This is a genomic window from Gammaproteobacteria bacterium, assembly GCA_033720895.1.
Taxonomy (GTDB): domain Bacteria; phylum Pseudomonadota; class Gammaproteobacteria; order Natronospirales; family JAJUFS01; genus JAWWBS01.
On sequence record JAWWBS010000024.1, the window covers coordinates 1 to 26,094 of the forward strand.

A 26,094-nucleotide genomic window follows, 5' to 3' on the forward strand; every position below is an offset into this window, starting at 1 on the left:
CGATCACTGGGCGCTCAACGAAATCAATCCTGATGTCATTGCGGTTTGTGAAGAGCCTCTGAAGATCCAACTGCCGCCCACAAAAAAGCATCCGGATAAGGGGTACGTAATCGATCTTTGGTTGCGATATTCCGATGGCCTAGAAGAGTATGTCGAGGTAAAGCCGGAAAACCGGTTGACCGAAGATTCGCAGGGACACCTTGCACCCGCGAATTGGGAGGCTGTCGAGCAATGGATGGCGAAGCACAAAAGACGATGCCGATTCATCACCGATACTGATATCTACGCGAACACCGTGCATGTCCAGAACGCGCGACGTATTACCTGTCTTGCTGCGCAGGCATACGAGTTACGTGGCGCGCGAGGATTGAGCGGAAAAATTATGGATGCTGTCACTAGGCAGCCGCATGTAAACGTTTCGCAAGTCGAATTCGATCTTGCCGACGAGGACCCATCACAAGTTCGCGCGATGATCGGCTTACTGATTGTCATGGGAAGGCTTTCCTCTCCGTTGACAACGAAAGTATTTGACAGAGAGTCTACTTTGGAGCTGTGCGATGAGTAGGCCGCTTCTGGACAAGCTTGGAGTACCGCTTGAAAACCGCACCACCAGCCACTGGGTGTCAATTGCCGATAACGCTCTCAGCCCCGAAAAACGGGAACTCCTTCGGCGCCGCTGCAAGGCTGTAAAACTTTATGTGGAAACGGATCGCACGCTGGATGCTATCCGCAACGACACAGACATCAGTGACGATGAACTGCGCAGGCTGGTAAAAAGATGCTTTCGACTCGATGCTGACGGTGAACCCAACGGATTCAAAGCACTTCTCCCCGGATTTCGACTGCAGGAATACACACGACATAAGCCGGAATCCATCAAAGATGACAAACCAGGTGAGCATGCTGGCAAGTTCGGCGCATTGCTTGCCAAGTACCCGGAATTGAAAAAGTTCATCGAGAAAAAAGCACTTGGCAAAAAAACGGAGTTTGGCCCACCCGAAAAGAATGCATCGGTCGCGACAGTTCATCGCCAATTTCTTAAAAAGCTCCGGAAATTGGGTGTCAAGTCGAACCAGTATCCGTTCACATCGAAAAGCAAAGGCTACGATGCTCTACGCCGTTTCATAAACTCCTTGTGTGATGGGCATGTTTCGGCATTTGCCAAAAACCGATCAATGTCTCGGGGGCGTCATGTGCAGGGTGATCCGAGCACCGCGAGGCGGCAGATCACGCAACGCCCATACGAGCGCGTTGAACTTGACGCCCACACTGAGGATTGCCATCTGGTAGTTGACATACCAACTCCGCAGGGGATGCTTATTCCTGTTCCGATGGAGCGGCTGAGTCTTGTGGCCGCTGTTGATCGTGCCAGTCGAGCTTGTCTCGGTTACGAAATCGGGTTCGGCAGGTCATACAACAGCGATGATGTTGACGCTGCATTGACAAATGCAATCATACCTTGGCAGCCGAGACAACTAACAATTCCTGACCTAGCGTATGCAAGTGGAGCAGGCTTACCGTCGGGTGTTATTTCAGAGTGCGCATGGCGTCTTTGGAACCTGACGGCGATGGATAATGCATGGTCACATTTTTCCCTCAACACCAAGGACCAACTGGTCCGCAAAGTTCGAAGTGCAATAAATTTTGGTGAAATTGAAACACCGGCGGCACGGGACATTGTTGAACGGTTTTTTGGAACCCTGGCACCGTACATGCATCGACTGCCCTCGACGACTGGAAGCAATATTCAAGATGCACGTCGAACAGATTCTGAGGGCAATGCTGTGCGTTACAAAGTCAGTTTCGAAGATATGCTCCAAGTCATGGACGTCGTCATTGCCAACTATAATGTAACACCTCACCAGGGCCTTCCTGGACAGCTATCGCCATTCCAGTACCTGCGTGCCAGCCTCTCGCAAGGTGACATGCCCCGCCATGTGTTTGCAGAAGATAGAACCGAATTCTCATTGAGTTGGATGCGTGTCCCGTTAACGGTAAGGGGAAACCTGAAAAAGGGGAAGCGACCATACATTCAGTTCAAGAATGCTATCTATACGAATCCGATAATCGCAGATACCCCGTCATTGATTGGAGAGGGGGTCATCGGAGAGATCAATCGCCGCGACGCAAGAACAATGCGCATCTATTTGCTTTCCGGTGAATCGTTGGGCGTCGCTGAGGCGATGGGAACATGGGGCCTGCATCCACATACGTTACGACAACGTGAATTATTGACGAAGCGACACATCATGCGGCATCTGGCTCTAGAGGGCGAAGATTATACCGATCCCGTAGATGCATGGCTGAAGCACCTGGCGGTAAGAGCAAGGGAATCGAAAAAGGTCGCTGCGCAATACGCGGAAGTCGTATACACGCTAAGGCAAGACACACCTTCTCAGCTATTCGCGCAACCAAGTCAAAGTAAACAACAGAACACACGGCCACATGATTCCTCTCTCGATGAGCGCGTTGTTGACGAAAATGACTTCGACCCAATGAGCCCTGAATGTATCGCACTGAGTCGAACTGTGACCCGGTGAAAATGGAGTAAAAAACCATGGCTACCGAAACTTCCTCTCTAGACGCCTTCCCTGGACATCCTGTCGAGCAAGATGATTATGTGCTCTCGACCGCGGCCATCATTGCAATGGAATTGCAGATAAAAAAATGGATCAAGCGAAAAATTCGAGGGGCTATCGTTTACGGAAGGCCGCGGCTTGGTAAAACACGTGCCATCCGTCACTTGAAGGATAATATCAAGACGCTATTCGGAAAAGAGATTGCCGTGTTCGTTCTTGACTGCGGAACAGAAGACTTCGGCACCAGCACTGATAAAACGTTCTTCACTGACTTCCTTGTTGACGTAGGCTATGGATTACCTCATGCAGGAAACGCCACTGACAAACGGCACCGCCTAGTCGATTTCATGATAAGTGAGGCACTACGAGCGGGTGACCGGCGAATTTTACTTTTCGTAGACGAAGGGCAGAACCTTTCAAGCCGTCAGCTCGGTCACCTCATGGATTTACATAATGCGCTGGAAAGCCAGCATTTTCTGTTGTACACGTTTCAATTTGGACAACCGCAATTGCTACATAGAAAATCCGCCCTGCGTCATGCCAACAAAGACCAAATGGTTGCGCGATTCATGGCAGCTGAACATGAATTTCACGGGATTCAAAAAAAGGATGATATTCGATTCGCCCTAAGTCGCTATGACGATCCGGCTGCCTCCGAATATCCAGAAGGCTCTGGACAGTCCTTTACGGAGTACTTCTTCCCAAATGCCTACCAAAAAGGATGGAGGCTAAGTCAGTGTACCGATCTCATTTATTCTGGGTTTCAGAAGGCACGAGCCGAATTGCAGGTTGATCGGTCTGCAGATATCCCGATGGCGCCATTTACGGCCCTGGTGGACGCTATACTTATCGAGCGGGCCTCAGATTCTGAATATCCACCTGATATACAAGAAGGAGACATCGAGAAGCTGCTTCAGGAAGTACATTATGGGGGTTATGAGCGCGCCCTGATGGCGAGTCGTACTGGGACATAAATCCGTGAGAGACCGATAGAATTTTGCTGATCCGGATCCAAGGTATTCGAGTTAACGGACAAACCGCGAGTTTGTTGCAAAGGATATGCGGCCAACCCGATAGGTTGTTGCAAAATATCCGGTTGAACCGATACTTTGAATGCTTAGAACCGATAGGTTGTTGCCGAAAGTCCCGATACTTTGTTCAGTACTGAAGATTCCGGAGATACCCATATGACCCTTAGGTGACCCTTAGCCTGGCTCTATCCGTCATTTGTCATAATATACATTATGCGCAATATGCATGGGGCGGCCAGGCAGGCTGGTTTGGCCTGCTACACCACTAGAGCCGTTCGAGATATCCATCGTAACTTATTGTATTTATTTTGTTTTTAAGCAAATAACCCTGTCTAACGCACAAAAAAGCCGCTGTCCTGTTGGGCAGCGGCCTGCTGTTTGTTTCCCGACAAACTGTCGTACTCAGACTTACATCGGCGGCATGTGCTTCGCCTGGTCCGGGTTCAGCTCGACGTCATGCACGGCCAGCACCGGCTGCTTCGCATGGCGCACCAGCCACTCGGTCGCCGAGCCATGCAGGAACTGCGACAAGCCACTGCGGCTGCGCGTGCCCATGGCGATCAGGTCGGCTTCCCATTCATCGGCGTGGGCGCTGATGGTCTCGGCGGCGTTGCCGACGGCAATGGCGATTTCCTCGTTATCCCGGGCCCAGCGCTTGAGCTGCTCGGTGGCTTCCTGTTCGGCCTTGCTGCGTTCTTCCTTGGCATGCATCGGGTTGATGGACGGATTCGACGTCGCTTCAGCCAGTTCGCTGGGATTCAGGACGTACAGCAGGCGGATGGTGGAGCCTTCAGGGCAATAATCGCGGGCCACGGCCACTGCGCGGGCCGAAGCCGAGGTGAAATTCACCGGAACGAGGATCTTGCGCAGCATGTCAGGCCAACCTTTATATAGGGGTGTTTTGGGTCGAATCGCGAGGCAGGGTACCGGAATGGGGCGCGCCTGTCGCGCCAGGGAGGCATTTCAGCCGCTTTTTCGCGCAAAACGCCCTGCTTTCGGGCTATTGCCTTGCCGCCCTGCTCTCGATTCTTTATGCTTCGCGGCCTTTCGGGTTCGGCGCTTTTCGGCGTTTCTGCCAGCTGCCCTCTTCCGAGCTAGGATTCATGACCGCCCCGGCCTGATGTGGCCACGGCGGCCGTTTGCACGTCTGTATTTTGCCTGAATCAGGCGGCACAGACCGTTGACCAGGATGTTGCATGCTATCTGACACTCTCGCGCGCGGTGCGAGCCATCTCCGCCGCACGTGGTTCTTCAATGTTCGCGGCGACCTGCTGGCGGGCATTGTCGTCGCGCTCGCCCTGATTCCCGAAGCGATTGCCTTTTCGATCATTGCCGGTGTCGATCCGCAAGTCGGGCTGTATGCGTCGTTTTCGATGGCCGTCATCATCGCCATTGCCGGCGGACGCCCGGGCATGATTTCCGCAGCAACCGGCGCCATGGCGCTGCTGATGATCACCCTGGTCGCGGATTACGGCCTGGAATACCTGTTCGCCACGACCATCCTCACCGGCATCCTGCAAATCATCTTTGGCTGGCTGAAGCTGGCGCGTTACATGATGTTCATTCCGCGCACGGTGATGCTCGGCTTCGTCAATGCCCTGGCGATTCTCATCTTCATGGCACAGGTCCCTCATTTCGTCGGCCACGGCTGGATCACCTGGGCGATGGTCGGCGCGGGACTCGTGATCATCTACGGCTTCCCGTACATCAATCGCAGCTTGCCAGCACCCTTGATTGCGATCGTGGGTTTGACGATCGCGGCCGTCGTGTTCGGCATTCCGACGAATACCGTCGGTGACATGGGCAAGCTGCCGGAAGGCATGCCGTTCTTCAACATGCCGGCCGTGCCGCTGAGCTGGGAAACCCTGACAATCATTTTCCCGACGGCGCTGACGCTGACCATGGTCGGGCTGCTGGAATCGATGTTGACGGCATCGATCGTGGATGACCTCACCGACACGCCATCCAAGAAGAACCGTGAATGCCGCGGCCAGGGCCTGGCGAACATCGTTACCGGCTTCTTCGGTGGGATGGCAGGCTGCGCGATGATTGGCCAGTCGATCATCAACATCAAGTCCGGCGGGCGTGGCCGCCTCTCCTGCCTGGCGGCTGGCGTGTTCCTGCTGTTCTTCATCCTGGTACTGGGCGAATACGTGTCGATCATCCCGATGCCGGCCCTGGTCGCCGTGATGATCATGGTGTCCATCGGCACTTTCGACTGGAGCTCGGTGCTCATGTTGAACAGGATGCCGCGCACGGATGCCTTCGTCCTGATCGTGACCGTGGTCACCGTCGTGCTGACGCATGACCTGGCCAAGGGCGTGCTGGCGGGCGTGCTGTTGAGCGCGGTGTTCTTCGTGCGCAAGCTGGCCCGGCAGATCCGCGTGGACGCCATCGACAGCGAAGATGACCAGCGCCGCCGTTACGAAGTGCGTGGCGCCCTGTTCTTCGTCGCTGTCGACAATTTCCTGGCCGGTTTCGATTTCAGCCATCCGGCCCGCAAGGTCACCCTGGATCTTACCCACACCGAGTTGTGGGACAGCTCCGCCATTGGCGCGGTGGACAAGGTCGTGACGAAGCTTCGACGCAATGGCGCAGAAGTCATCGTGCTGCCGCCCGAAGGCGAAGGCCGCGCCCTGCTCGGCAAGCTGGCGCAACATGACGAACCCGGCAGCTCCAGCCAGCACTGACCTGCAAGCCCGGTCCGTCGCTGCATCCCCCCCCTGGCCGGCCCTCTCCGGTAACCGGGGCAAATCGCGCGCGCCTGCCATTTCTGCCAACTCTGTAACCCCACAGGCGGCCCCGATGGCGTAAGCTGACGCGCTGCAGCAGCGTTTTTACATGACCCTCAGGACAGGACCGACATGAGATCCAAGCCGCCAGTCTCCTTGCTTGACGCTTTCCTGCAGCGGCCGGAATGGTGGCTGGTGGTGCTGGGCTTCGGGATCGCCGCCGTGCATCTCTGGCTGGCGCCCGTGCAGCCGCGCGAGCTGCTGCCGGCAACGGTCTACGACTTCACCTTGCGCATGAGCTTCGAAAGCCCCGATGGCGAGGCCCAGGTGCGGACCTTCCTGCCGGCGAATGACGAACGCCAGTTCGTGATGGAGGAAGTGCTGCAGGCCCCTGGGGTGGTCTTCACGGAGGAGGAAGACCCCACCGGGCGGATCGGACGCTGGTCCGCAGGTGGTTCCGAGAAGCGCCGCGAGATCACCTATTACGCCCGCCTGGCGCTCCAGGGCGTGCAGTTCGATATCCCCGAGAACCTGCCCCTGCCGATCGAAAGTGACGCTCGCTTCATCGCCGAGCTCGGGGCGACCCCCGCCATCCAGGTGCACTCCGAGGAAGTTGCCGCCCTCTGGGACGAGCTGAACCCTGGCAAGGCCACCGTGCTGGCAACCCTGCGCGCCATTCACGACTACACCACCCATGATATCGAGGGCGCCGAGTTCAAGGGTTACACCGATGCCCTGACGGCCCTGCGCCTGCGCCAGGCCAGTTGCAACGGCAAGAGCCGGCTGTTCGTTGCCCTTGCGCGCCTGAACAAGCTTCCTGCCCGGCTCGTGGGTGGCATCATCCTGAACGCGGGCAGCAAGAAGACATCCCACCAGTGGGTCGAAGTCTTCATTCGCAACCAATGGGTACCCTTCGATCCCACCAACGATCACTTTGCATCGATTCCGCGGCATTACCTCGCCGTGTACCGCGGTGACGAGGCGCTGTTCAGTCACACCCGCAACATCAACTTCGATTACCTCTTCAGCATCGACCCGGACCGGACCCTGGGCTTCGAGGCCTTGTCACCCGTCAGCGGGCGCGAGACAACGGCCTGGCTACCGAAGCTCTTCATCGATATCGGCGTCGACCTGGCCATTGTCGGCACCCTGCTCCTGTTCCCGTTCACCGCCTTGTTGATTGTCGTGGCCCGGAACATTGTCGGGATCACGACCTTCGGCGTCTTCCTGCCGATGCTGGTCGGCGCAGCCTGTCGATTCACGGGCCTCGACGTCGGACTGGCCGCTTTCGGAGTGGTTGTTTTCCTGGCCGCACTGCTGAGAAGGCCGCTGCGACAACTGAATCTCCTGCAGGTACCGCGCATTTCCGCGCTGGTCACCATCGTGACCTTGCTGATCTTCACGGTCGTGATTCTCGGCTATCGCCAGCTGGGCACCCAGCTCACCATGCTCGCCCTCTTCCCGGTGATCATCATGAGTTTCACTGCCGAACGCATTTCCAATGCGCTGGAACAGGAACCCTTGCGGGAGGTCATCAAGGATGTGTCGACGACCACGGCAATGATCATCGTCTGCTACTTCATGTTCAGTTCCATGCTGCTGCAGGGTGTCGTGCTGGCGTTTCCGGAGCTGTTGCTGGTCGTGCTCGGCATGCAGGTGGCTGCGGGGCGCTGGACAGGCATTCGGATTTCCGAATTCCTGCGATTCAAGCGGCTGCTCGACGTGCTGCGCCGTGACGAAACGTCAATCAACGAATCCGCGGGCAATGACAACGAGCGCGTGCTGGGCATGAACGCACGCAATCGCGAGCTGGTGCAGCGCCTTAACCCGCCGGAGCTGATTGCCACTGCAAATGACAAGATCCTGTCCAAGACGCTGCTGGGCGGTGCGAACGTCACCATCCCCAGGACACTGGCCATCGTCCAGGATGTCTGGGACCTGCAGGCGATTCGACGGCAACTGCCGCACTGGTTCAGTTTCGTCATCAAGCCGGCGCGCGGCGCCAAGGGCAAGGGAATACTGGTCATCCGCGGCCGCGATGAAGATCGTTTCCAGGTTGCCGGCGGCGAGATGCTCGATGCCGAAGCGCTCATTGCACACATGCGACGAATCATCGCCGGCGAGTATTCGATGACGGGTGATCGCGACGAAGTGCTGATCGAGACACTCATCCACCCGTCTGCCTTCTACCAGGCCCTTGCGCCGTCCGGCATCTCCGACATTCGCGTCATCCTGGTGAATGGCGAAGTGCTGGCCGCCATGTTGCGGATTCCGACCCGGCAATCCGACGGCAAGGCAAACCTTCATCGAGGTGGCATCGGCGTGCCGATCGATATCGAAACGGGTATCACGGGACCAGGTTATCGTCGTCGCGAACGCGTCGACATCAATCCGGAAACGGGCACGCCACTGGCCGGCCAGCAGGTGCCTAACTGGTCGCGCGTGCTGGAGCTGGCTCGCCAGACGCAGTCGGCCATTCCGCTCGGCTTCATCGGGGTCGATATTGCAGAAGATGCTGCCGAAGGTCCGCTGGTGCTCGAGATCAACGCCCGACCAGGCCTTGAAATCCAGAACGTGCAAGGCAAGGGCTTTGCCGCACTGGCAGAGCGACTGGCACAGATACCCGACGGGGCGGAACCGACGACATGAGAATACCCTTGCGCGAAAACGGCATCTGGCTGGGCGCGCTCGCGTTGCTGCTGGTGATCTCGCTGATGATCGCGGAAAGCGTGGCGATTCATGTTGCCACGCGTCCGGTAATCGTCAACATCGTGCCGACGAAACCGACGGAGCGAACCGCCCCGGTGACGGAAACCGACACGGAGCGGAATACGACGGAAGAACTGGGTCTCGGTCGCAGCGAACGTCACCAGGCACTGATGAGCAACCCGGAGCTTTCTGCCGACCAGTCGGCCTTGCTGGAAGAGCTGGACAGCTTGCGTGCCGAAGAGGGTGACAGCCCTGCCCTGCTCAACGACATGGGCGTGGTTGCCTTGCGTGCCAGGGTGCCGGCTGTCGCCGTGGAGCACTTCCAGGACGCCATCGAACTGTATCCCGACTACTCCCGCGCCTGGTACAACCTCGGCATCGCACTGGGCCGCGTCGATCGCAACGAGGATGCCATCAACGCCTATCGCAAGGCTCTCGAACTGACACCGGGCTACCAGGAAGCCGCCATGAATCTCGGCGACCTGCTGTATGACGACGGACGCCTGGAGGAAGCACAACAGGCCTTTGCCCTGGCGGCAGATATCAGCAGTTCTTCGACACGCGCCCGCGCCCTCTTCCTGAGAGGCGAAGTGCTGGCAACGATGGGCCGGCATGAAGAGGCCGTCAGGGTGTTGCGACGCTCGACCGAATACAATCCGCGCGAGGCGGATACATGGCTGCTCCTTGGCGAAAGCCTGCTCGACGTGCCGGACGAGGCCGATGCGGCACTCGCGTCGCTCGACAACGCCGCGTCATTGCGACCCGATGATGTCGACATCCACCTCGAGATCGCGCATGCCCTGCACCAGCACGAAGATCTCGAGGCTGCGATTCGCTTCCTGCAACGGGCCTTGCAGATCGACCCGGCCAACGGCGATGCGCGCAGGCACCTTGCCAGCCTGTTCATGGAGAACGGTGACCTCGAAGCCGCGCAAGTCCAGTACGGCTGGCTTGCAGACAACACCGACGATGCCGTGAGCGCGGCGCGCTACCGTGCAGAACTCGCCTATTTGCGCAATGAACTCGACGTGGCCAGCGCGCAACTGCGGCGCGCACTCGAGCTCAGCGAGGGACAGGACCTCGACAGCTGGCTGCGACTGGGGCTCGTGCTGCGCAAGGCCGGGCGCAGCGAAGAAGCGTTCGAGGAATACGACGCGCTGCTCGATGCTCACCCGCACAATGAAGCGGCGCTGACGGGTGCAGCCGGTGCCGCACTCGAGCTCGGCAGGTACGAGCTTGCCGAAAGCCACCTGCAGCGTGCGCTGGCAATTCGCGAAACCGATCCGGACATCTGGTTCATGTACGGACGGCTCGAGGAATCACGCGACAACATCGATGCCGCAATAGAGGCGTACCGGCACAGCCTGGGCATCGATCCGGACTATCGCGGTGCTGCGCTGAACCTCGCCATCCTCGAACGACGTCGTGGCAATGCCGACGCGGCAATCGAAATATACGAAAACATCCTGGCAGACAACCCGCGCTACAGCCTCGCTCGTTACAACCTGGCCGTCGTGCTGTCGTCGCTTGACCGCAATGACGAGGCGGCGGGGCATTATGAGCAGGTCCTTGAACAGGATCCGGAAAACGAGAAGGCGCGCTTGAACCTGGCGGTCATTCGACGCGCCGAGGGCCGGCTGGAACAGGCCGAAACGCTGTTGCGCGACGGGCTGGCGATGGATCCATCCAATATCTCGGCACGTTTCAACCTCGCCCTGCTACTGGGCGCCATGGAACGCGAAGGAGAGCAGGAAAAAGAGCTGGAGCGGGTGCTGCGGCTGGATCCCGGGTTCGCGAAGGCATGGCGTTCGCTGGGACGGCTGCATGAAGCGCGCGGCGAGCTCGACGCTGCGGCCGAGGCTTTCCTGGAAGCATTGCAGCTCGAACCGGAAGACACCGCAGCACTGGTCTTCAACCTCGGCGTGCGCAGCGATGAGGAAGAGCAGTTCGAACTCGCGCGACGACTGTATCGTGCCTTGCTGGAAGTCGATCCCGCTTACAGCAAGGCAGCAATCAATCTCGCCGCCATCGAAAGCCGGCAAGGGAATCCACAGGATGCGCTGGACGTTCTCGATGACGTCCTGGAACGCGAGCCGGAAAACACCGCCGCCCTGTTCAACCGAGCGCTGGCCCTTGAAGCGCTCGACAAGCGCCCGCAAGCCGTGACGCAACTCGAAGCTCTCCTGGCACTGGACCCTGAACACGCGCTTGCCTGGCGCCAGCTCGGTCTCTGGCAGCTTGGACAGGACAACGACGCCGAAGCCAGGCAGGCGCTCGAGACCTATCTCGAACTTGTCCCGGACGACGTGGACATTCGCGCGAAACTGAATACGTTGAACGCTGGCAGCAACAGCGAATCGACCTGACCTGCACAAGCTTCCGCGCGGCATGCCCTGCCGGGGCGGGTTCCGCGCCGAGCAGCGCCCGGCCCGACCCCGGAGTTCGATTCACGCCTATTCTGACTTGTCCCGGTCTTCCGAGCTGGCATCTCGAACGACCTGGTTGCGACCCGCGTCCTTGGCGCGATAGAGCGCCGCATCCACTCGCGCCATCAAGGCCTCGCTGTTGCTGCCGGGATCGGCCGCCGCAACGCCGACGCTGACCGTTACCTTGAGCGACATCGCCTCAAGTGAAAAAACACTCGAAGCCACCTCCGCCCGCAAGCGCTCGGCAACAACACAAGCACCGGCGACATCCGTCTCGGGCAGGATGGCGCAGAACTCTTCGCCTCCGATCCGCGCTACGATGTCCTGTTCCCGGAAGCTGCTGCGGCAGAAATCGCCGATACCCTCCAGCACGAGATCGCCGGCTGCATGGCCGTAGTCATCGTTCACGCTTTTGAAATGGTCCAGGTCGAACATGACCAGTGAATACGGTCTGCTGTAGCGCTGCATGCGTGCATGTTCGCTGGCCAGCGCTTCATCGAAGCCGCGGCGATTGAGCAGCCCTGTCAGCTCGTCCGTCAGGACTTTTTCCTGCAAGGCGGCTTCACGGGCAACGGCCTGGCTGATATCCCGCTCGATCGCCGCAAAATGGGTCACCTTGCCACTGCTTCGGTCAAAAATCGGAATCATGCTGATTTCCAGCCAGTAGGAACGGCCCGCTTTGTCATAATTTCTGATGCGAGTTCTTACATCACGCCGGTTGCGGATGGCGTCGCGCAATTCCTTGCGTGCCGCCTGGTCACGGTCGTCCCCTTGCAGGAAGCGCGGATTGCGACCCATTACTTCGCTTGGACCGTATCCAGTGAGCGCACAGAACGCCGCATTGACATAGACAATCACGGGCTCGCCCTCAGCGGGCGCCGTGGTGATCACAACGACATCGTTGGCGGCTTCGACGATCTGCTCGAAATCGGGCAACGCCTGGCGTTCGCGGTCAGAAATCATGGTTTACCCCAGTTGAGCGTGGCATCAGGATAGCCCTTATCAGTACGTTTCAGTACCGCTTTACAGGAATTTCTTAATGCTTTTCTGAAATGAACGATTTCCTGACTTATAGTGAATAGAGGTTAAGTAAGCGCGTCCAGGACGTTCTTTCACCACACCAGGGAGCACGGATGATTCAGACCGCAGGACTCACCGCAGGGCTTGCTACGCGCATTGCGGCACCGGGCCTGCTGGTGTCGATGCTGATACTCGCCAGCCTGCCGCTGGCAAGCGCCAGCGCGAGCGAGTCCACTGACAACAACCCGCTGTTCCGCCTCAGCCAGGCGTCGTTTACCCGCATAACGGTCGAGCAAGGCCTGACCGAGAACACCATTGATGGCCTCACCCAGGACGACCAGGGATTCATCTGGATCGGCACCCAGGACGGGGTCAACCGTTACGATGCCCATGGCTTCCGCCATTTCCGCCAGGATGCCGACGATCCGGACAGCCTGGTCGCCAACAGTGTCAATGAACTGCTGTTTGCCGAGGGTCGCGTCTGGGTAGCCACGGACCGCGGCATCGACAGCATCGACACCCGTACCGAGGCGATCCAGCATCACCCCCTGCCCGACCTCGAGCCCGGGCGGCGGGTGGATACCCTGGCTTTGGACGGCCAGGGTGGCTTGCTGATCGCCAGTGCCGGAAGGATCTACCGTCTCGACCTGGACGGTTATGCCATTCGCGAACTCGCCCGCAGCGACGAGGTCATCGATGCCCTTGCTGTCAGTGGCAACGACATCCTAGTCGGCACGGAAAGCGGCCTCTACCGAGTCGAACCTTCCAGCAAGAGACTGCAGGCGCTGGTCAACCCGGCCCGCTCCCTCGACGTCAATGGCATCTGGGTCGACAGCCCCGAGGCCATCTGGCTGGCCACTTCGGGTGGCCTTTGGCAGGTCACATCGATCGGCGAGGTCCTGAATCGCTACACGCGCAATGCCAACGACAGCAATTCCCTGAGCCTCAACCAGGTCAATACCGTGCTGCGCGACTCGAATGGCGTGCTCTGGATCGGTACGCGCGACGGCCTGAACAAGCTCGACGAGCGAAGTGGCGAATTCCAGCGTTTCTACAACGAGCCGTCGGATCCAACCAGTCTCTCCAGCAACCTGATCTACGAGCTCTTCGAGGACCAGAGCGGCACGCTCTGGGTGGGCACCTTCTATGGCGTCAACATCAAGCGCCAGCGCGGGACCCAGTTCGGCCTGTTGAAGAACAACCCGAACAGCGGCCGCAGCATCCTGGACAACACCATTTTCTCCATCACCTCGGACAACACCGGGCGTTACTGGATCGGGTCTGCCGAAGGCATTTCCGTGGTCGACGCGGCCAGCGGCCGTATCGACATCATCGACGAGGTCACCAGCGACGATGGCCAGCCGCCCTATGTCATCACCCTGGAGCTCGGGCCCGAGGGCGATATCTGGGCAGGTACCGTCTTCAATGGCCTGCACCGCATCGATACCGATACCCTTGAGGTCGGCCCGTCCGGGCTCGTGATGGACACCGATTTCGGCCTGCCGGTGGTTACGGAGATTTTGCGCGACCGCAACGACAGGCTGTGGGCTGCGCATCATTACCTCTACACCAAGGATCCGGGCCAGCAGGACTGGCAGCGCTTTCCGCTGGAACTGACCGAGGAAGCCAGGCGCCGTGCGATTCACCTTGCCGAAGATCCCGCCGGTTTTCTCTGGGTCGCCAGCCTTGATGGCCTGGCAAGGATTTCCCTCGATGACAACTCGATTACGCGAATCGATGCCAGCGAACCGGTTGGACCCAACGGCCTGCAGCGGCGTGAAATGCTGGCCATTTCGGTCGACAGCAGCGGCCGGGCCTGGTTCGGGTCGGATGGCGGCGGCCTCGGGCTGGTAGAGAACGCCCGGACGCTGACCGCAGACACGGCGCGGGTGCGTTACATCGATCGATCCGACGGCCTGACCAACGACGTTGTCTACGGCATTCTCGAGGACGGCGCAGGCGATCTCTGGCTGTCGAGCAATCGCGGCCTGACTCGCTACAACCCGGAAACGGGCAGCGTGCAGCATTTCGGTCCGGCCCATGGCCTGCAGAGCCTCGAATTCAATGAATCGGCGGTGCATGCGTCACCGGACGGCCTGTTCCTGTTTGGTGGCCCGCTTGGCATCACCTTCTTCGACCCGGCCGTCATCAAGCGGGAATTTCCATCGCCTCAAGTCCGACTGGTCGAGATCGAGGTCGGTGGCGAGCCACGCCGCCTGGGTGATGACGGTGTCCTGCGCCTGAGCCACGAGGACAACATTGTCCGTATCGAGTTCGTTGCCCTGAACTATGCAGACCCGGCCAGCAGCCGTTACGAGTATCGCCTGGTCGGCTTCAGTGATGACTGGCTGCACCTGAACGAAAGCCATGAAGTCAGCTTTACCAACCTCGACCCGGGCGAGTACGAGTTCCAGGTCAGGAGCTCGTCGGTGGAAAGCGATGCCGAGAGCAAGGTCACTCGCCTGAGCATTGCGGTCGAACCGGCCTGGTGGCAGACCATCTGGGCCTATCTCGGTGGCCTCGCCCTGATGCTCGTCGGCCTCTACCTGCTGGTGAGACAACGCGTTGCCGCCCATCGCAACGAAGTGATTCGCGAGCGCAAAAATGCAGAGCGACTCGAACAGCTGGTGGATGAACGTACCCGCGAGCTGGCGGCAAAGAGCAAGGCACTCGAAACGGCCAGCATTACCGACATGCTGACCAAGATTCACAATCGCCGATACCTGTACAGCCGTATCGACCAGGACCTGGCACTGGTGCGGCGGCGCTACGCCGATGGCAAGGGCCTGCCCAACGAAAAGAGCGACATCGCGTTTTTCATGATTGATATCGACAACTTCAAGCAGATCAACGACACCTATGGCCATGTTGACGGCGACCTGGTGCTGATGGAAACCGCCAAGGCGCTCCAGAAGGTGTGCCGGGTGTCGGATACCGTGGTGCGCTGGGGTGGCGAGGAGTTCGTGGTCGTTGCCATGGAGACCAATCGCAAGATGATCCCGGTCATGGCGGAACGGATGCGCAAAGCCTGCGACAGCCTCGATATCCGCTCCGAGGATGGCCGCCCCATCGCGGTGACCTGCTCCATCGGGGCAACCCCCTACCCCTTCGATCCGCGGGATCGTTACGCCATCGACAGCGACGGCCTGCTGAGCCTGGCCGACTACTGCATGTTTGCCGCCAAGCGCTTTGGCAAGAACGGCTGGGTCTGTGTCGACCACGAACCATCAAAGGAAGCCATGGGTCTGCGGGTGAGGAGCTTCTCGGAGCTTGCCGAAGCGGTTCGGCAACGTGAAGTCCGGATCACGAGCTCGTTCGACGAATCCGAACAGAACTGGAGCGCGGAACGCGACAAGCAATATGACTGATGGCAACTGCAACATGCGGATGGTTCATCATGGGTAGGCCGCGAAAGGTCAGTGACCAGGCCATCACCGAGGCAGCACTGGAGGTGATCCTGCAGGACAGTGTTGCCGACCTGACTCTCGAGCGGGTCGCTACCGTGGTCGGGGTCACCGCACCGGCGCTGGTGCAGCGCTTCGGCTCGCGGCGACGCCTGCTGGTCAGCGTGCTGGAACAGCTCGCCGATGGCATTCGCCTGGAACCCGCGGAGCGCGGGCAGCGACAACTCGATACCCTGGAGCGCAACTTGCTTGCACTGGCAGAACCCATGGCCAATCCGCGCGCAGCGGGCAATTTCCTCGCTTTCATCACCCATACGCTGGCCGTCGGCGAATCCCGTGACCATGTCAGCAAACTGATGCAGCGGCTGCGGTACTCCATGACCCGTGCCCTGCAGGAGGCCATCGATGATGGCGAACTGCGGCCGGCGACCCGCTGCGCCGAGCTTGCCAGTCTCACCCAGGGCGTGTTCTGGGCAAGCCTGCTCGAATGGGGCAGCAGCCAGACACTCGATCGCACCCTGGCCCAAAACCTTGCACAAAACCTTCACAGCCTTTGGGCCCCGTATCGCGCCGCGGAATAAAGCGTTAAGTAGCATCAAGAAACCTTTCTAAATCGCTGTTTTAAAAGGTAAAAGAAAGCGCTTATAAACTTTTTCCTTGCAATTAGTTCATTTTCGAACGGTTTCATGTATAGTTCTTGTACACCTGTTGTACGACCTGCAATCGAGCAGGTTACGGAGCTAGCCATGGAAATGTCATACAACCCGAATCTTGTCCTGCTGTCCTATTTCATCGCCTCGCTCGCGGGCTACGTGACCCTGGAACTCGCTGGCCGGGTCCGGGCCAACCGCGAAGTCAGCCGCCTGCGCTGGGTGATGTTCGGTGCCTTCTGCATGGGCTCCGGCATCTGGTCCATGCACTTCATCGGCATGGAAGCAATGAATGCGCCCTTCGAACTGTCCTATGACGTCGCATTGACCTTCGTATCCTGGATCGCCGCAATCGCTGCGTCGAGCATTGCCCTGTGGGTGGTCAGCAACAAGCGGGTCGACGCAAAGCTGCTGTCGGTTGCCGCTATCGCGATGGGATCTGCCATTGCCGTAATGCATTACCTCGGCATGGCCGCACTCCAGATGTCGACGCCAATCAGTTACGAAACCGGCTGGTTCGTGGCTTCCCTGCTGATTGCCGTCGGCGCATCCGGCGCAGCCATGCTGATCGCGGTCTCGCTGAAGCCGGTGAAAAGCATCGTCGACATCGGAATTCGTGTCGGTGCTGCCATGGTCATGGGCCTGGCCATCGCCGGCATGCACTACTCCGGGATGGCGGCAGCGGACATCGCCATGGGATCCGTGCCGGCCGACAGCAACATGATCCGGGGTGACAGTATCGTCCTGTTGACCGCTTTCGGCGGCCTGAGCATCCTCGGCCTCGCCTTGTTTGTCTCGATCACCAATACTCGCGAACTGATCCGCCAGGTGCGTGCAGCACGCGAGGAAGAGCTGCGCGTCCGCAATCTCGCGTTCATCGACCGGGAAACCGGCCTGGCGAATCGCGCGGCCTTCACCCAGGACGTGTCCAAGGCCATCCGCAAGCGTGGCAGTCGCGCAGCCATCCTGACCCTGCGCTTTGATGGCAAGGAGAAGCTGTCAGCGAAGGAGTTGCGGGAAGTCAGTCGCATCCTGCAGGCCGGCCTGGCTGAACACGCCATCGGCCGACCCTCGCCGGATTACTTCGCCGTACTCAAGGTCGGCGGCAATGCGCGCGACCTGGTCGAGGAGTTTGCTCCGCTGGGCGCTCGCCTGACGCGACTGTTTGCCCGCCAGCGGGTCAGCTTCAGCATCGGTGCCGCCCAGTACCCCGAAGACGGCGAAACGGCCCAGATGCTGATCTTCCGTGCCAACGGCCGTACCGGTCTTGGCGAAGTCGCCAGCAGCAAGGGCGCAGCCCCGTCTGCGGGCGTTGGCGCGACAACGACGACCACGCAGACCGCTTGAGTCCTCGTCGCCCGATGTTCCAGAAGCGCCGCACTGCGGCGCTTTTTTTTGCGCCTCGAAAGCGGCCCGCCCTGTCCGGCTGGAACGATGCTGCTAGAATCGTCGCGCACCCGAACACGAGCAATCGACATGAGCGCGGCAATCGGCACCGAGGTACGGACCAACCTGGCTTTGCAGGCATTCTTCGGCGGCATGTTGCTGTATGTCGCCGCCGCCGTCTTTCCACTGGCAGATTCCGATGCATCCTACATGGCGCGGGAGCTGCTGCTGATGCTGCTGACCTTTGTCGCAGTGGGCTTTTCGATGGTGCTTGCCCGCCGCCACCTGCAAGACGTTCCCGACTACCCTGCTCGCGCTGTTTCGCTGGTATTCGTCACTGCCGGCAGCGCATTGCTGTTCGGCCTGTCGCTCTGGTTGCACTTTGCCCTGATCGATCCGGATTACCTGCAGCTGAACCTGGCCGCCTATGCCGAGCACCTGCAGGCATCCGTCGACGGCAGGGACATGCCTCGAGAAATGTCGCCGGAGCGCGTCGACTTCCTGCTGGATCCGATGAAACAGGCTGCGCTGAACGCCGGCACCGCCCTGGGGATGGGCGTCTTGCTGGCGCCGCTGCTGGCGTTCAGGCCGCGCGCTGCTCGTTGAACGCTGCCTGGGCGGCGCGCCGCTCAGTCGTCCTTGTCACGCATGGCATCGCGAACGGATTTCTTGACGCTGGCACGATCCGATTCCAGCAGTGTCCGCAGTTCGTCGGCGGCCTCTTTTGCCGACTGGATGACCTTCTGCTGGTCGTGATGCACGGCTTGCTGGCGTTGCAGGATCTCATCGTCATGCTGGCGAAAGGTCGCCACCATGCGACGCGCCTCGTCTGCCGGTCGCCCCAGCTGAACCAGCAGCTCTTCCGCCATCGCCAGGGCGGACAGCTGCGTTTCGCGTACCAGCCAGTGCACCCCGAGGTCCATCAGCAGGTGGGCATGCTTGCGATTGCGGGCGCGTGCCAGGATTCGCACGTGCGGGTATTCGTGCCGAACTGCCCTGGCTATGCGCAAGGAAGCTTCCATCTCGTCCACCGCCAGGATGAAGACCGCCGCCTTGTCGACATGGGCCGCGTCGAGCAAATCCAGCCGGCCGGCATCGCCGTAATGCACCGGATTGCCGAAACGCCGAACCACATCCACCTGGTCAGGGGATATATCGAGTGCCGTGAACGGCACATCGAGCGTGCGCAGCAGGCGGCCGCTCATCTGGCCGAAACGGCCGAATCCGGCGATGACCACGGGCACCTCGCCCTGGTCCGGCGTGTCGTAGACCGGCTGGCTGGAAACCTCCATGCGCGGTTCCACCCAGCTCGAATAGAGGCCATATAGCAGCGGCGTGCTCATCATGGAAACGGTCACGACGAGAATCAGTCGATCGGCCAGCTCCACGGGAATCAGCGAATGGCCGATCGCGGTCGACAGGATCACAAAGGCAAATTCACCGCCCTGCGACAGCACCAGCGCCAGCCGGACAGCACTTTTGTTTGCCAGGCCACTGACCTTGCCGATGGCAAACAGGATGGCGGCCTTGGTCGCAATGAGTCCCAGCGCCAGCAACAGGATCAGCAACGGCTCGGCCAACAGCAGGTCGAGGTTGGCTGTCATGCCAACCGACATGAAGAACAGGCCCAGCAGCAGCCCCTTGAACGGCTCGATGTCGGCTTCCAGCTGGTGCCTGAACTCCGAATCCGCCAGCAGCACGCCCGCGATGAAAGCACCCAGCGCCATCGACAGCCCGAGCTTGTGCATCAACAGGGAAATGCCGAGCACCAGCAGCAAGGCAGCGGCCGTCGAAATCTCGCGCACACCGGCATTGTGGATCAGCCGCAGGAAATGCCTGAGCAGGTACCGCCCACCGACTACGACCAGCAGCAGGATGGCCGTCACTCGCGCAGCTTCGACCAGCATGTCGACATAGCTGGTGTCGCTCTTGCCCGCCAGCAGCGGTATCAGCACGAGCATCGGGATGACGGCAATGTCCTGGAACAGCAGGATCGAAAAAGCGGCGCGGCCATGCTCGTGTGGCAACTCCTTGCGCTCGGCCAGTAACTGGAGCACAAACGCCGTCGAAGACAGTGCCAGCGCACCACCGACAATGATCGTTGCCGTCCACGGGCCGATGAAAAGCCCGGCCAGCAAGGCAATGAGCAAGCTGGTCACGGCGACCTGGCTCAGCCCCTGCCCGAGCAAGGACTTGCGAAGCACCCACAGACGGGACGGCTGCAGTTCTAGGCCGATGATGAACAGCAACAGCACCACGCCAAACTCGGCGAAATGCAGTATCGCCTCCCCGTCGACAAAGAATGCGGTCACATGCGGACCCAGGATGATGCCGGCGGCCAGGTAACCGATGACGGCCCCGAGACCGATGGCTCGGCTCAAGGGAACGGCAATGACAGCTGCCAGCAGCAGCAAGGCGGTGGATTCGAGAAAGGTGCTCATGGCCGCTAGCATAGGCCATTCCCGCAGCCCGACAAGCCCGCCCCTGCCGCAAGCAACCGGCGAGGCCCGCAGCCTTCCCTAAGACCTTGAAAAGCAAGGAATCGACCTCCGCCAGCTTCCGAAAATGCTGACAAGCTTCAAGCGCCGGCTTGCCTATGCTTATCTCAGAGGCGGGCAATCCCAGGGAGCCTTGGGAAGCCTCGGGGGACAGGCAGATGATTGAAGATGACAAGCGTCAACGCACCGATGGTGACCTCGTCCTCGACAGGGACGATGACGGCAACATCTATTCCAGCATTCCGCATCGCGTGTCGCACTACAATGTCGACCAGCTGGACTGGGGGCACATCGGTCCCGGCCCTGCCGAACTCGCGTTGAACATCCTGGATCACTTCCTGCCACCAGGCTGCGACGGTGAAAAACCCGTTTCTCTCGAAAAGGGCGAAATCTCTGCCGTGACGTGGCGCCTGCACCGGGCCTTCATGGCAGATCACCTGGTCCGCCTGCCCTACGAGGGCGGCTGCCTCCACGAAGGGCGAATCCGCCGCTGGATCCTCGAGTACTTCTCGGAACCCAAACGGGTACCTGAGGAAGAAGGTACCGACACCTGGTGGCACCGACTGGTGGGCCGCTCGCGCTGAAGCCTTCGCTCAGAAGTTTCCGCTGCTGAAATCCCGCATTGCCTGCTCGAGTTCCTCGCGCGTGTTCATCACGAACGGCCCGTACTGCGCCACGGGCTCGTTGAACGGTGCAGCAGCCAGCAACAGCAACTGGCACGGCTCCGTGCCCGCTGACAACTCGATTCGCTCGCCACTGCGTGCAAACAGGCCCGCCTGCTTTTCCTCCAGCCGCTCGAAACCGCCCGCCGGGGCCTGCACCTTGCCTTCGAACAGATAGACAAACGCATGGTGGTCGGCGGGCAGCTCCATGGCGAAGCGGGCGCCAGGGTCGAGGGCGACATGCAGGTAGACAGGTTGGCTGCTGATTCCCCTGACCGGTCCCTCCACCGACTGCCATTTGCCGGCGATGACGCGCACGGTCACGCCCTGGTCGGACACCGCCGGAATCTGGCTGGCGTCGAATTCCTGGTAAGCCGGCTCCTTCATCTTCTCGGCTGCCGGCAGGTTGATCCACAGCTGGAAACCGTGCATCAGGCCGGCTTCCTGCTCGGGCATTTCGGAGTGCACGATGCCACGCCCGGCGGTCATCCACTGCAACCCGCCACTTTCCAGCACACCGGAATTGCCGAGATGGTCGCGATGCCGCATGCGACCGGCCAGCATGTAGGTGACCGTTTCGAAGCCGCGATGCGGGTGCTCGGGGAAGCCGGCGATGTAGTCGCTGCTGTCATCCGAACGAAACTCGTCCAGCATCAGGAAAGGGTCCAGTCTTGCGGCCTGCGACTGACCCAGGCTGCGAAACAGCCGCACGCCGGCGCCATCCGAGGTCGGCATTGCCTTGATGATTCTTTCGATCGGCCTGCCATGCAGTTCGGACATGCTGTTCCACCTGTCTTCAGGGATTCGGGAAAACAGGATGCGGCAGGTCATGGCCGGCAGGCAAGCCGGCTGTCCATCGGTCAGCGAGCCTGCCGAAGAACCTCGAGCTGCTGGCGAGCATTGTCGTTGCGTGGATTGAGTTGCAGCGCGCGCTCGTAGCTCTCGATCGCCGCCGCCGTCCTGCCCTGCTTCATGTATCCCTCGCCAAGACTGTCATGGGCGTTGCCATTGTCGGGGTGCAGGGCGACATTGCGCTCGAAGATGTCGACCGCGCCGTCGATATCGCCATCCCCCAGCACCTGGTAGCCGAAGCTGTTCAGGGCATTCGGTCCGAAGTCATACGCACCGCGGCCATAGAAGCGCTCCCTGAGCTCCTCGTAATGAGCGAGCGCAGCGTCCTTGCCCGAGGCGACGTAGACCTCTGCCAGCTCGTCATGAAGGCGCAAAGGCCGTGGCCGGCCGCGATGGCAGGTATCGCACCACATGTTGACCGGCTCGGGTCCGGAGTGTTCCACCTCGTCGAGGTGCGAGTTGATGTCACCCAGCATCTCGAGCATGCGCCGCGCGGTGCGCTTCGCCAGCTTCTCATCGGATGCAAAGTCGTAGTCATGGAACGATTCGCCATCCACGCCGACGTGGCAATGCGTGCAGCGGACACCGAGTGCGCGAGTAAAGCCCGTCATGACAGGCGCCAGGCGCTGCCCTTTCAACTGGGTCAATACCTTGAGATTCTCGGGCTCCTCCGGCCAGTTCCAGGGGACTGGTTTTTCCGCCGGCGTTGCCAGCGCCGTGCCCGACAAACAGAAGGCGATCGCTGCAAACAGGATCGCGAGTATGGTCTGATATTTCATGGCCTGCCCCTCCGCACTGCCCTATCTGGTTGATTCGGGCAAGCGGCCGAAGTTCCCGGTTTTGCAGGCTGATTTTGTCGCGACGCGGCATTGGTGCCGGCAAGACCTTGCCGACCGCAAGCTTTCCGATTCAGAGGTAGCGGCGAGCGAACCAGCCGATCACTTCGGCAACACGCATGGCGATGCTGCGGCGCGACCAGCGGGTCTCGATGATTTCCTCGGCATCCTCCAGGTCCTGCCGGAAGTCGTCAGCGAGCGACTTGATCAACGGGAAATTGGCACTGACCAGGTTCATCTCGAAATTGACATAGAAACTGCGGTAATCGAGATTCGCCGTGCCGACCGTGCACCAGCTTTCGTCGACCAGCGCCGTCTTGGCATGAAGCAGGCGTGGCTGGTACTCGAATATCCTGACACCTGCCGCCAGCAAGTTGGCATAAGCCGCGCGAGCAGCCCACTGGGTCATCGGCCTGTCGGTCTTGTAGGGCACCAGCAAGCGCACGTCGACACCGCGCTGGGCAGCAGCTGCCATGACCAGCTGCGTCGGGCGATCAGGCATGAAGTACGGCGTGGTCAGCCAGACTCTTTGCTGCGACTGGCGAACCGCGTTCAACAGGTTGCGCCGGTAGCGGTGCCGTTGCCGCCAGTTGTGGTTGGAAATGATGATGCTTTCCGAGGACTCCGGCTCGACCACGACCTGGCGACGGTTACCCGCCCAGATGTTTTCGAAGAACTGCTGCGCATGGCGCGCCAGTTGCCCACCGAAACGAACCTGCGTGTCGCGCCAGCGCCCGTCGCCATGCAGCCGACGCGAACATTCGCTGTGTATGTTGAAGCCGCCCAGCCATGCCTGCTCGCCATCCACGACCAGCAGCTTGCGGTGATTGCGTCGATTGAGTCGCTGCAGCGAGACGAAACGCGGTGGATTGAACCAGTTGAGTTCCACGCCGGCATTCAGCAACTGCTCGGGACCATCGCTGACGGCGAAGCCCAGCGAGCCGATGGCGTCGATCGACACGCGCACCCGGCAGCCGCGCGTGGCGCAGTCGCACAGCGCCTCGACGAATGCATCGCCGAGCTCGTCGGCGCCGAAAATGTAGCTCTCCAGGCAGACGGAATCGCGTGCCGAGCGGATGGCAGCCAGCATGTCGTCGTAGAGATCGTCACCCTCGCGGAAAAGTTCGAATTGTTCATTCACGTATTGCGTCATAACGGGCCACTCCGCATCATGCCTGCTGCAAACTGTCACCCTGATGGGCTAGGCTGGCCACTGAATCGCAGCCAGGAGCGCCGATGCGTTTCGTGCTCTACAACATACGCTACGCCACAGGCTCGGGACGGCACCACCTGCCCTTCCCCGGTTTCGGCTACCTGCGCCGCACCCACCATCGCCTTGACCGGCTGACCGAGTTCCTGACTTCGCTCGACCCCGACATCATCGGCCTGGTCGAGGTCGACCTGGGTTCCTACCGTACCAGCACACGGCGCGGCCTGCCTGCCAACCAGGCCGAGACCATTGCCAATGCGCTGGGTCACAGCCACGTCTATTCCTGCAAGTACGATCGGCGCTCGTTCAACAATCGATTGCCGGTGCTTGGCAAACAGGGCAATGCCTTCATCACCGGTCACTCGATAGCAGCAGAGAAATTCCATTATTTCAGCCGAGGCGTGAAGCGCCTGATCATCGAACTGGAACTCGAATCCTTCTGCGTCTTCCTGGTGCACCTTTCGCTGGGATATCGCGATCGCCAGCAGCAATTGCGTGACCTGCAGGAACTCATCGACCAGTCGGACAAGCCGGTCATCGTGGCCGGTGACTTCAATACCTTTTTCGGCGAAGCCGAGCTCTACGCCTTTCTCAGTCGTACCGGCCTGAGAAGCGCGAACCGCCTGGCACAAGCCACGTTTCCCAGTCACGTGCCACGGCGCCAGCTCGATTTCATCTTCCACGACCCGTCGATCACGGTCAGCGATTTCTTCATTCCGGACGTCCAGCTGTCCGACCACCTGCCGCTGGTCATCGACTTCGATGCACCCGCCCCGTGACCGTCACGGGGCTTGTCGGTAAACTCGGCGCTTTGATGTCACTCGGGAGGCAGACGTGAACCTGTTGCTGGCCACCATTGCCGTTCTGCTGGTCATGATCATCCTGGTGGGATTCCGGGCCGCACGTCGCCAGGATGCCGATGCACCCATGACCGTGCGCAACCCGGACTTCACGCTTGCAGATGCCTGCCGCCTTGCGAAAGACGAACAGCTCGACATCGATGCCGGCCTGCGGCAAGGCCTGGACGCTTTCGAATCCGGGCTGCAGGGACTTTCCGGCGCCGCTGCATTGACCGCGACGCGCAAGCGCATCATGGAATGCGTCGACGAACGCGTGATGCAGGAAGAAATTCTCGAACTGGGTGATGACATCAAGCAAGGACTGCGGCAGGCCTCCAGCGACTTCCCCCAATCGGATCCGGAGGCACGAGAGCGGATCGCCCGTCATGCCATCGAGATCCGCATCCTGCGGCTGTTTGCCGGAGGCCGTTTCGAAGACGCTCAGGCCTTCGACTGGTTGGCCGTCTATGAAAAGGCGGCCGGCATGCGTCGCAAGGCACTGCGCAGCTACCTGGAGCGTGCCGTGACCGGCGAAACGCTGGATGCCGAAGAAGCACGCCAGCAGGCGATATCCATGGTCGATGGCCAGCTGCGGGCGCGGCTGTTGCAATTGCCGGCCGGCGCCCGATTCGAGCAGCTGGCCCGGGAAGCCGCCGAGGAATCGACGGATAGCGAGAAAGAGCCGTCCGCCTGACAGACGACCACCTCATTTGATTCTGCTCGGCTGCGGCCCTATCATCGTCCTGCCCTGTTTGAAACAAGTGTTTTAAACAGTCTATTTCCCCGTTTTCCGGGGATTCAGCAGGGCCATCCGGCACATTCCGCAGCTCGCCCGCGCTTCCGACGTTTGCGTGCTGCCGCTACAGACGGGATATCGACATGAACTCAAAAGTCATCGGCCAGGCCGCCCAAACGACAGCCGCCGCAGATAACGACGCGTCGCCCGTTGGCAGTGCCCGCGAGTCGACTCGCGATCGCATCCTGCAGCACGCCGAGCGATTGTTCGCCGATGCCGGCATTGCCGCCACGTCGCTGCGCGCCATCACCACGGCTGCCAGCGTCAACCTGGCCGCGGTCAATTATCACTTCGGCAGCAAGGATGGGCTCGTCGAGGCCGTCTACCGAAAGCACCTGGAACCGGTCAATGAAGCTCGCACCCGGAACCTCGACCGGCTCGAGGCCGACCAGTCGCCCCTGTCGGTTGAAGCCATTGTCCGCGCCTTTGTCGAACCCCTGGTCACGCAAGCCAATGATGGCTCC

General features: G+C 60.2%; 20 protein-coding genes. 14 read left to right on the forward strand and 6 right to left on the reverse strand.

Annotated features, from left to right (window positions below; genetic code table 11):
* From R3217_05280 to R3217_05290, 3 genes are all read left to right on the forward strand, one after another.
* A partial coding sequence (locus R3217_05280; GenBank protein ID MDX1454853.1) for a TnsA endonuclease N-terminal domain-containing protein occupies nucleotides 1–565 on the forward strand: 565 nt, incomplete at its 5' end.
* Complete coding sequence (locus tag R3217_05285; GenBank protein MDX1454854.1) at nucleotides 558–2,540, forward strand: hypothetical protein; 1,983 nt, start codon at nucleotides 558–560, stop codon at nucleotides 2,538–2,540. The genes R3217_05280 and R3217_05285, both read left to right, overlap by 8 nt.
* 17 nt (nucleotides 2,541–2,557) lie before the next feature.
* The gene (locus R3217_05290) at nucleotides 2,558–3,553 is read left to right on the forward strand and encodes an ATP-binding protein (protein ID MDX1454855.1); all 996 of its coding nucleotides are present in this window, start codon (nucleotides 2,558–2,560) and stop codon (nucleotides 3,551–3,553) included.
* A 465-nt stretch (nucleotides 3,554–4,018) separates the two neighbouring features.
* Here the strand turns inward: R3217_05290 and R3217_05295 are convergent, their stop codons facing one another.
* Entirely contained in the window at nucleotides 4,019–4,483 is a 465-nt protein-coding gene (locus R3217_05295) for a universal stress protein (GenBank protein ID MDX1454856.1), read from the reverse strand.
* A 323-nt stretch (nucleotides 4,484–4,806) separates the two neighbouring features.
* Between R3217_05295 and R3217_05300 the strand changes: the two genes are divergently transcribed.
* From R3217_05300 to R3217_05310, 3 genes are all read left to right on the forward strand, one after another.
* A complete protein-coding gene (locus tag R3217_05300) occupies nucleotides 4,807–6,300 on the forward strand; it encodes a SulP family inorganic anion transporter (protein MDX1454857.1) in 1,494 nt (497 codons plus the stop codon).
* 174 nt (nucleotides 6,301–6,474) lie between these two features.
* The gene (locus tag R3217_05305; GenBank protein MDX1454858.1) at nucleotides 6,475–8,991 is read left to right on the forward strand and encodes a sugar-transfer associated ATP-grasp domain-containing protein; all 2,517 of its coding nucleotides are present in this window, start codon (nucleotides 6,475–6,477) and stop codon (nucleotides 8,989–8,991) included.
* On the forward strand, nucleotides 8,988–11,417 hold the full coding sequence (locus R3217_05310) for a tetratricopeptide repeat protein (GenBank protein ID MDX1454859.1): 2,430 nt from the start codon (nucleotides 8,988–8,990) through the stop codon (nucleotides 11,415–11,417). Before R3217_05305 ends, R3217_05310 begins: the two co-directional genes overlap by 4 nt.
* 87 nt (nucleotides 11,418–11,504) lie before the next feature.
* Here R3217_05310 and R3217_05315 read toward each other — a convergent pair whose 3' ends face one another.
* Nucleotides 11,505–12,440 (reverse strand): diguanylate cyclase, encoded by a 936-nt coding sequence (locus R3217_05315; GenBank protein MDX1454860.1) that lies wholly within the window; start codon nucleotides 12,438–12,440, stop codon nucleotides 11,505–11,507.
* A 170-nt stretch (nucleotides 12,441–12,610) separates the two neighbouring features.
* Here R3217_05315 and R3217_05320 point away from each other — a divergent pair, with 170 nt between their 5' ends.
* The 4 genes from R3217_05320 (at nucleotide 12,611) to R3217_05335 (ending at nucleotide 18,543) form a co-directional block, all read left to right on the forward strand.
* Nucleotides 12,611–15,865, forward strand: coding sequence for a diguanylate cyclase (locus R3217_05320; protein ID MDX1454861.1), 3,255 nt, complete (start codon nucleotides 12,611–12,613; stop codon nucleotides 15,863–15,865).
* Between the two features lie 29 nt (nucleotides 15,866–15,894).
* A complete protein-coding gene (locus R3217_05325; protein ID MDX1454862.1) occupies nucleotides 15,895–16,482 on the forward strand; it encodes a TetR/AcrR family transcriptional regulator in 588 nt (195 codons plus the stop codon).
* 165 nt (nucleotides 16,483–16,647) lie between these two features.
* Nucleotides 16,648–17,898, forward strand: coding sequence for an MHYT domain-containing protein (locus R3217_05330; GenBank protein MDX1454863.1), 1,251 nt, complete (start codon nucleotides 16,648–16,650; stop codon nucleotides 17,896–17,898).
* Between the two features lie 129 nt (nucleotides 17,899–18,027).
* Nucleotides 18,028–18,543: a hypothetical protein gene (locus R3217_05335; GenBank protein ID MDX1454864.1), complete on the forward strand. Its 516-nt coding sequence runs from the start codon at nucleotides 18,028–18,030 to the stop codon at nucleotides 18,541–18,543.
* A 23-nt stretch (nucleotides 18,544–18,566) separates the two neighbouring features.
* Here R3217_05335 and R3217_05340 read toward each other — a convergent pair whose 3' ends face one another.
* On the reverse strand, nucleotides 18,567–20,378 hold the full coding sequence (locus tag R3217_05340; GenBank protein MDX1454865.1) for a monovalent cation:proton antiporter-2 (CPA2) family protein: 1,812 nt from the start codon (nucleotides 20,376–20,378) through the stop codon (nucleotides 18,567–18,569).
* A gap of 215 nt (nucleotides 20,379–20,593) precedes the next feature.
* On the opposite strand from R3217_05340, the gene R3217_05345 reads away from it, so the two are divergent.
* Nucleotides 20,594–21,019 (forward strand): hypothetical protein, encoded by a 426-nt coding sequence (locus tag R3217_05345; protein ID MDX1454866.1) that lies wholly within the window; start codon nucleotides 20,594–20,596, stop codon nucleotides 21,017–21,019.
* A 9-nt stretch (nucleotides 21,020–21,028) separates the two neighbouring features.
* On the opposite strand, the gene R3217_05350 is transcribed toward R3217_05345, so the two are convergent.
* From R3217_05350 to R3217_05360, 3 genes are all read right to left on the reverse strand, one after another.
* Nucleotides 21,029–21,877: a pirin family protein gene (locus tag R3217_05350; GenBank protein ID MDX1454867.1), complete on the reverse strand. Its 849-nt coding sequence runs from the start codon at nucleotides 21,875–21,877 to the stop codon at nucleotides 21,029–21,031.
* An 80-nt stretch (nucleotides 21,878–21,957) separates the two neighbouring features.
* Entirely contained in the window at nucleotides 21,958–22,728 is a 771-nt protein-coding gene (locus tag R3217_05355; protein ID MDX1454868.1) for a c-type cytochrome, read from the reverse strand.
* A gap of 130 nt (nucleotides 22,729–22,858) precedes the next feature.
* Complete coding sequence (locus R3217_05360) at nucleotides 22,859–23,926, reverse strand: phospholipase D-like domain-containing protein (GenBank protein MDX1454869.1); 1,068 nt, start codon at nucleotides 23,924–23,926, stop codon at nucleotides 22,859–22,861.
* Nucleotides 23,927–24,021: 95 nt separating this feature from the next.
* On the opposite strand from R3217_05360, the gene R3217_05365 reads away from it, so the two are divergent.
* The 3 genes from R3217_05365 to R3217_05375 all read left to right on the forward strand — a co-directional run.
* Nucleotides 24,022–24,774: an endonuclease/exonuclease/phosphatase family protein gene (locus R3217_05365; GenBank protein ID MDX1454870.1), complete on the forward strand. Its 753-nt coding sequence runs from the start codon at nucleotides 24,022–24,024 to the stop codon at nucleotides 24,772–24,774.
* Nucleotides 24,775–24,829: 55 nt separating this feature from the next.
* Nucleotides 24,830–25,528: a hypothetical protein gene (locus tag R3217_05370; protein MDX1454871.1), complete on the forward strand. Its 699-nt coding sequence runs from the start codon at nucleotides 24,830–24,832 to the stop codon at nucleotides 25,526–25,528.
* A gap of 185 nt (nucleotides 25,529–25,713) precedes the next feature.
* Nucleotides 25,714–26,094 (forward strand): TetR/AcrR family transcriptional regulator (locus R3217_05375; GenBank protein MDX1454872.1); only part of this gene is annotated, 381 nt, incomplete at its 3' end.

What these genes read in the sequence shown, in the direction of transcription:
- R3217_05285 (MDX1454854.1), top strand. Translation starts at nt 558, where the DNA reads ATGAGTAGGCCGCTTCTGGACAAGCTTGGAGTACCGCTTGAAAACCGC.
- R3217_05290 (MDX1454855.1), top strand. Translation starts at nt 2,558, where the DNA reads ATGGCTACCGAAACTTCCTCTCTAGACGCCTTCCCTGGACATCCTGTC.
- R3217_05295 (MDX1454856.1), bottom strand. Translation starts at nt 4,483, where the DNA reads ATGCTGCGCAAGATCCTCGTTCCGGTGAATTTCACCTCGGCTTCGGCC.
- R3217_05300 (MDX1454857.1), top strand. Translation starts at nt 4,807, where the DNA reads ATGCTATCTGACACTCTCGCGCGCGGTGCGAGCCATCTCCGCCGCACG.
- R3217_05305 (MDX1454858.1), top strand. Translation starts at nt 6,475, where the DNA reads ATGAGATCCAAGCCGCCAGTCTCCTTGCTTGACGCTTTCCTGCAGCGG.
- R3217_05310 (MDX1454859.1), top strand. Translation starts at nt 8,988, where the DNA reads ATGAGAATACCCTTGCGCGAAAACGGCATCTGGCTGGGCGCGCTCGCG.
- R3217_05315 (MDX1454860.1), bottom strand. Translation starts at nt 12,440, where the DNA reads ATGATTTCTGACCGCGAACGCCAGGCGTTGCCCGATTTCGAGCAGATC.
- R3217_05320 (MDX1454861.1), top strand. Translation starts at nt 12,611, where the DNA reads ATGATTCAGACCGCAGGACTCACCGCAGGGCTTGCTACGCGCATTGCG.
- R3217_05325 (MDX1454862.1), top strand. Translation starts at nt 15,895, where the DNA reads ATGGGTAGGCCGCGAAAGGTCAGTGACCAGGCCATCACCGAGGCAGCA.
- R3217_05330 (MDX1454863.1), top strand. Translation starts at nt 16,648, where the DNA reads ATGGAAATGTCATACAACCCGAATCTTGTCCTGCTGTCCTATTTCATC.
- R3217_05335 (MDX1454864.1), top strand. Translation starts at nt 18,028, where the DNA reads ATGAGCGCGGCAATCGGCACCGAGGTACGGACCAACCTGGCTTTGCAG.
- R3217_05340 (MDX1454865.1), bottom strand. Translation starts at nt 20,378, where the DNA reads ATGAGCACCTTTCTCGAATCCACCGCCTTGCTGCTGCTGGCAGCTGTC.
- R3217_05345 (MDX1454866.1), top strand. Translation starts at nt 20,594, where the DNA reads ATGATTGAAGATGACAAGCGTCAACGCACCGATGGTGACCTCGTCCTC.
- R3217_05350 (MDX1454867.1), bottom strand. Translation starts at nt 21,877, where the DNA reads ATGTCCGAACTGCATGGCAGGCCGATCGAAAGAATCATCAAGGCAATG.
- R3217_05355 (MDX1454868.1), bottom strand. Translation starts at nt 22,728, where the DNA reads ATGAAATATCAGACCATACTCGCGATCCTGTTTGCAGCGATCGCCTTC.
- R3217_05365 (MDX1454870.1), top strand. Translation starts at nt 24,022, where the DNA reads ATGCGTTTCGTGCTCTACAACATACGCTACGCCACAGGCTCGGGACGG.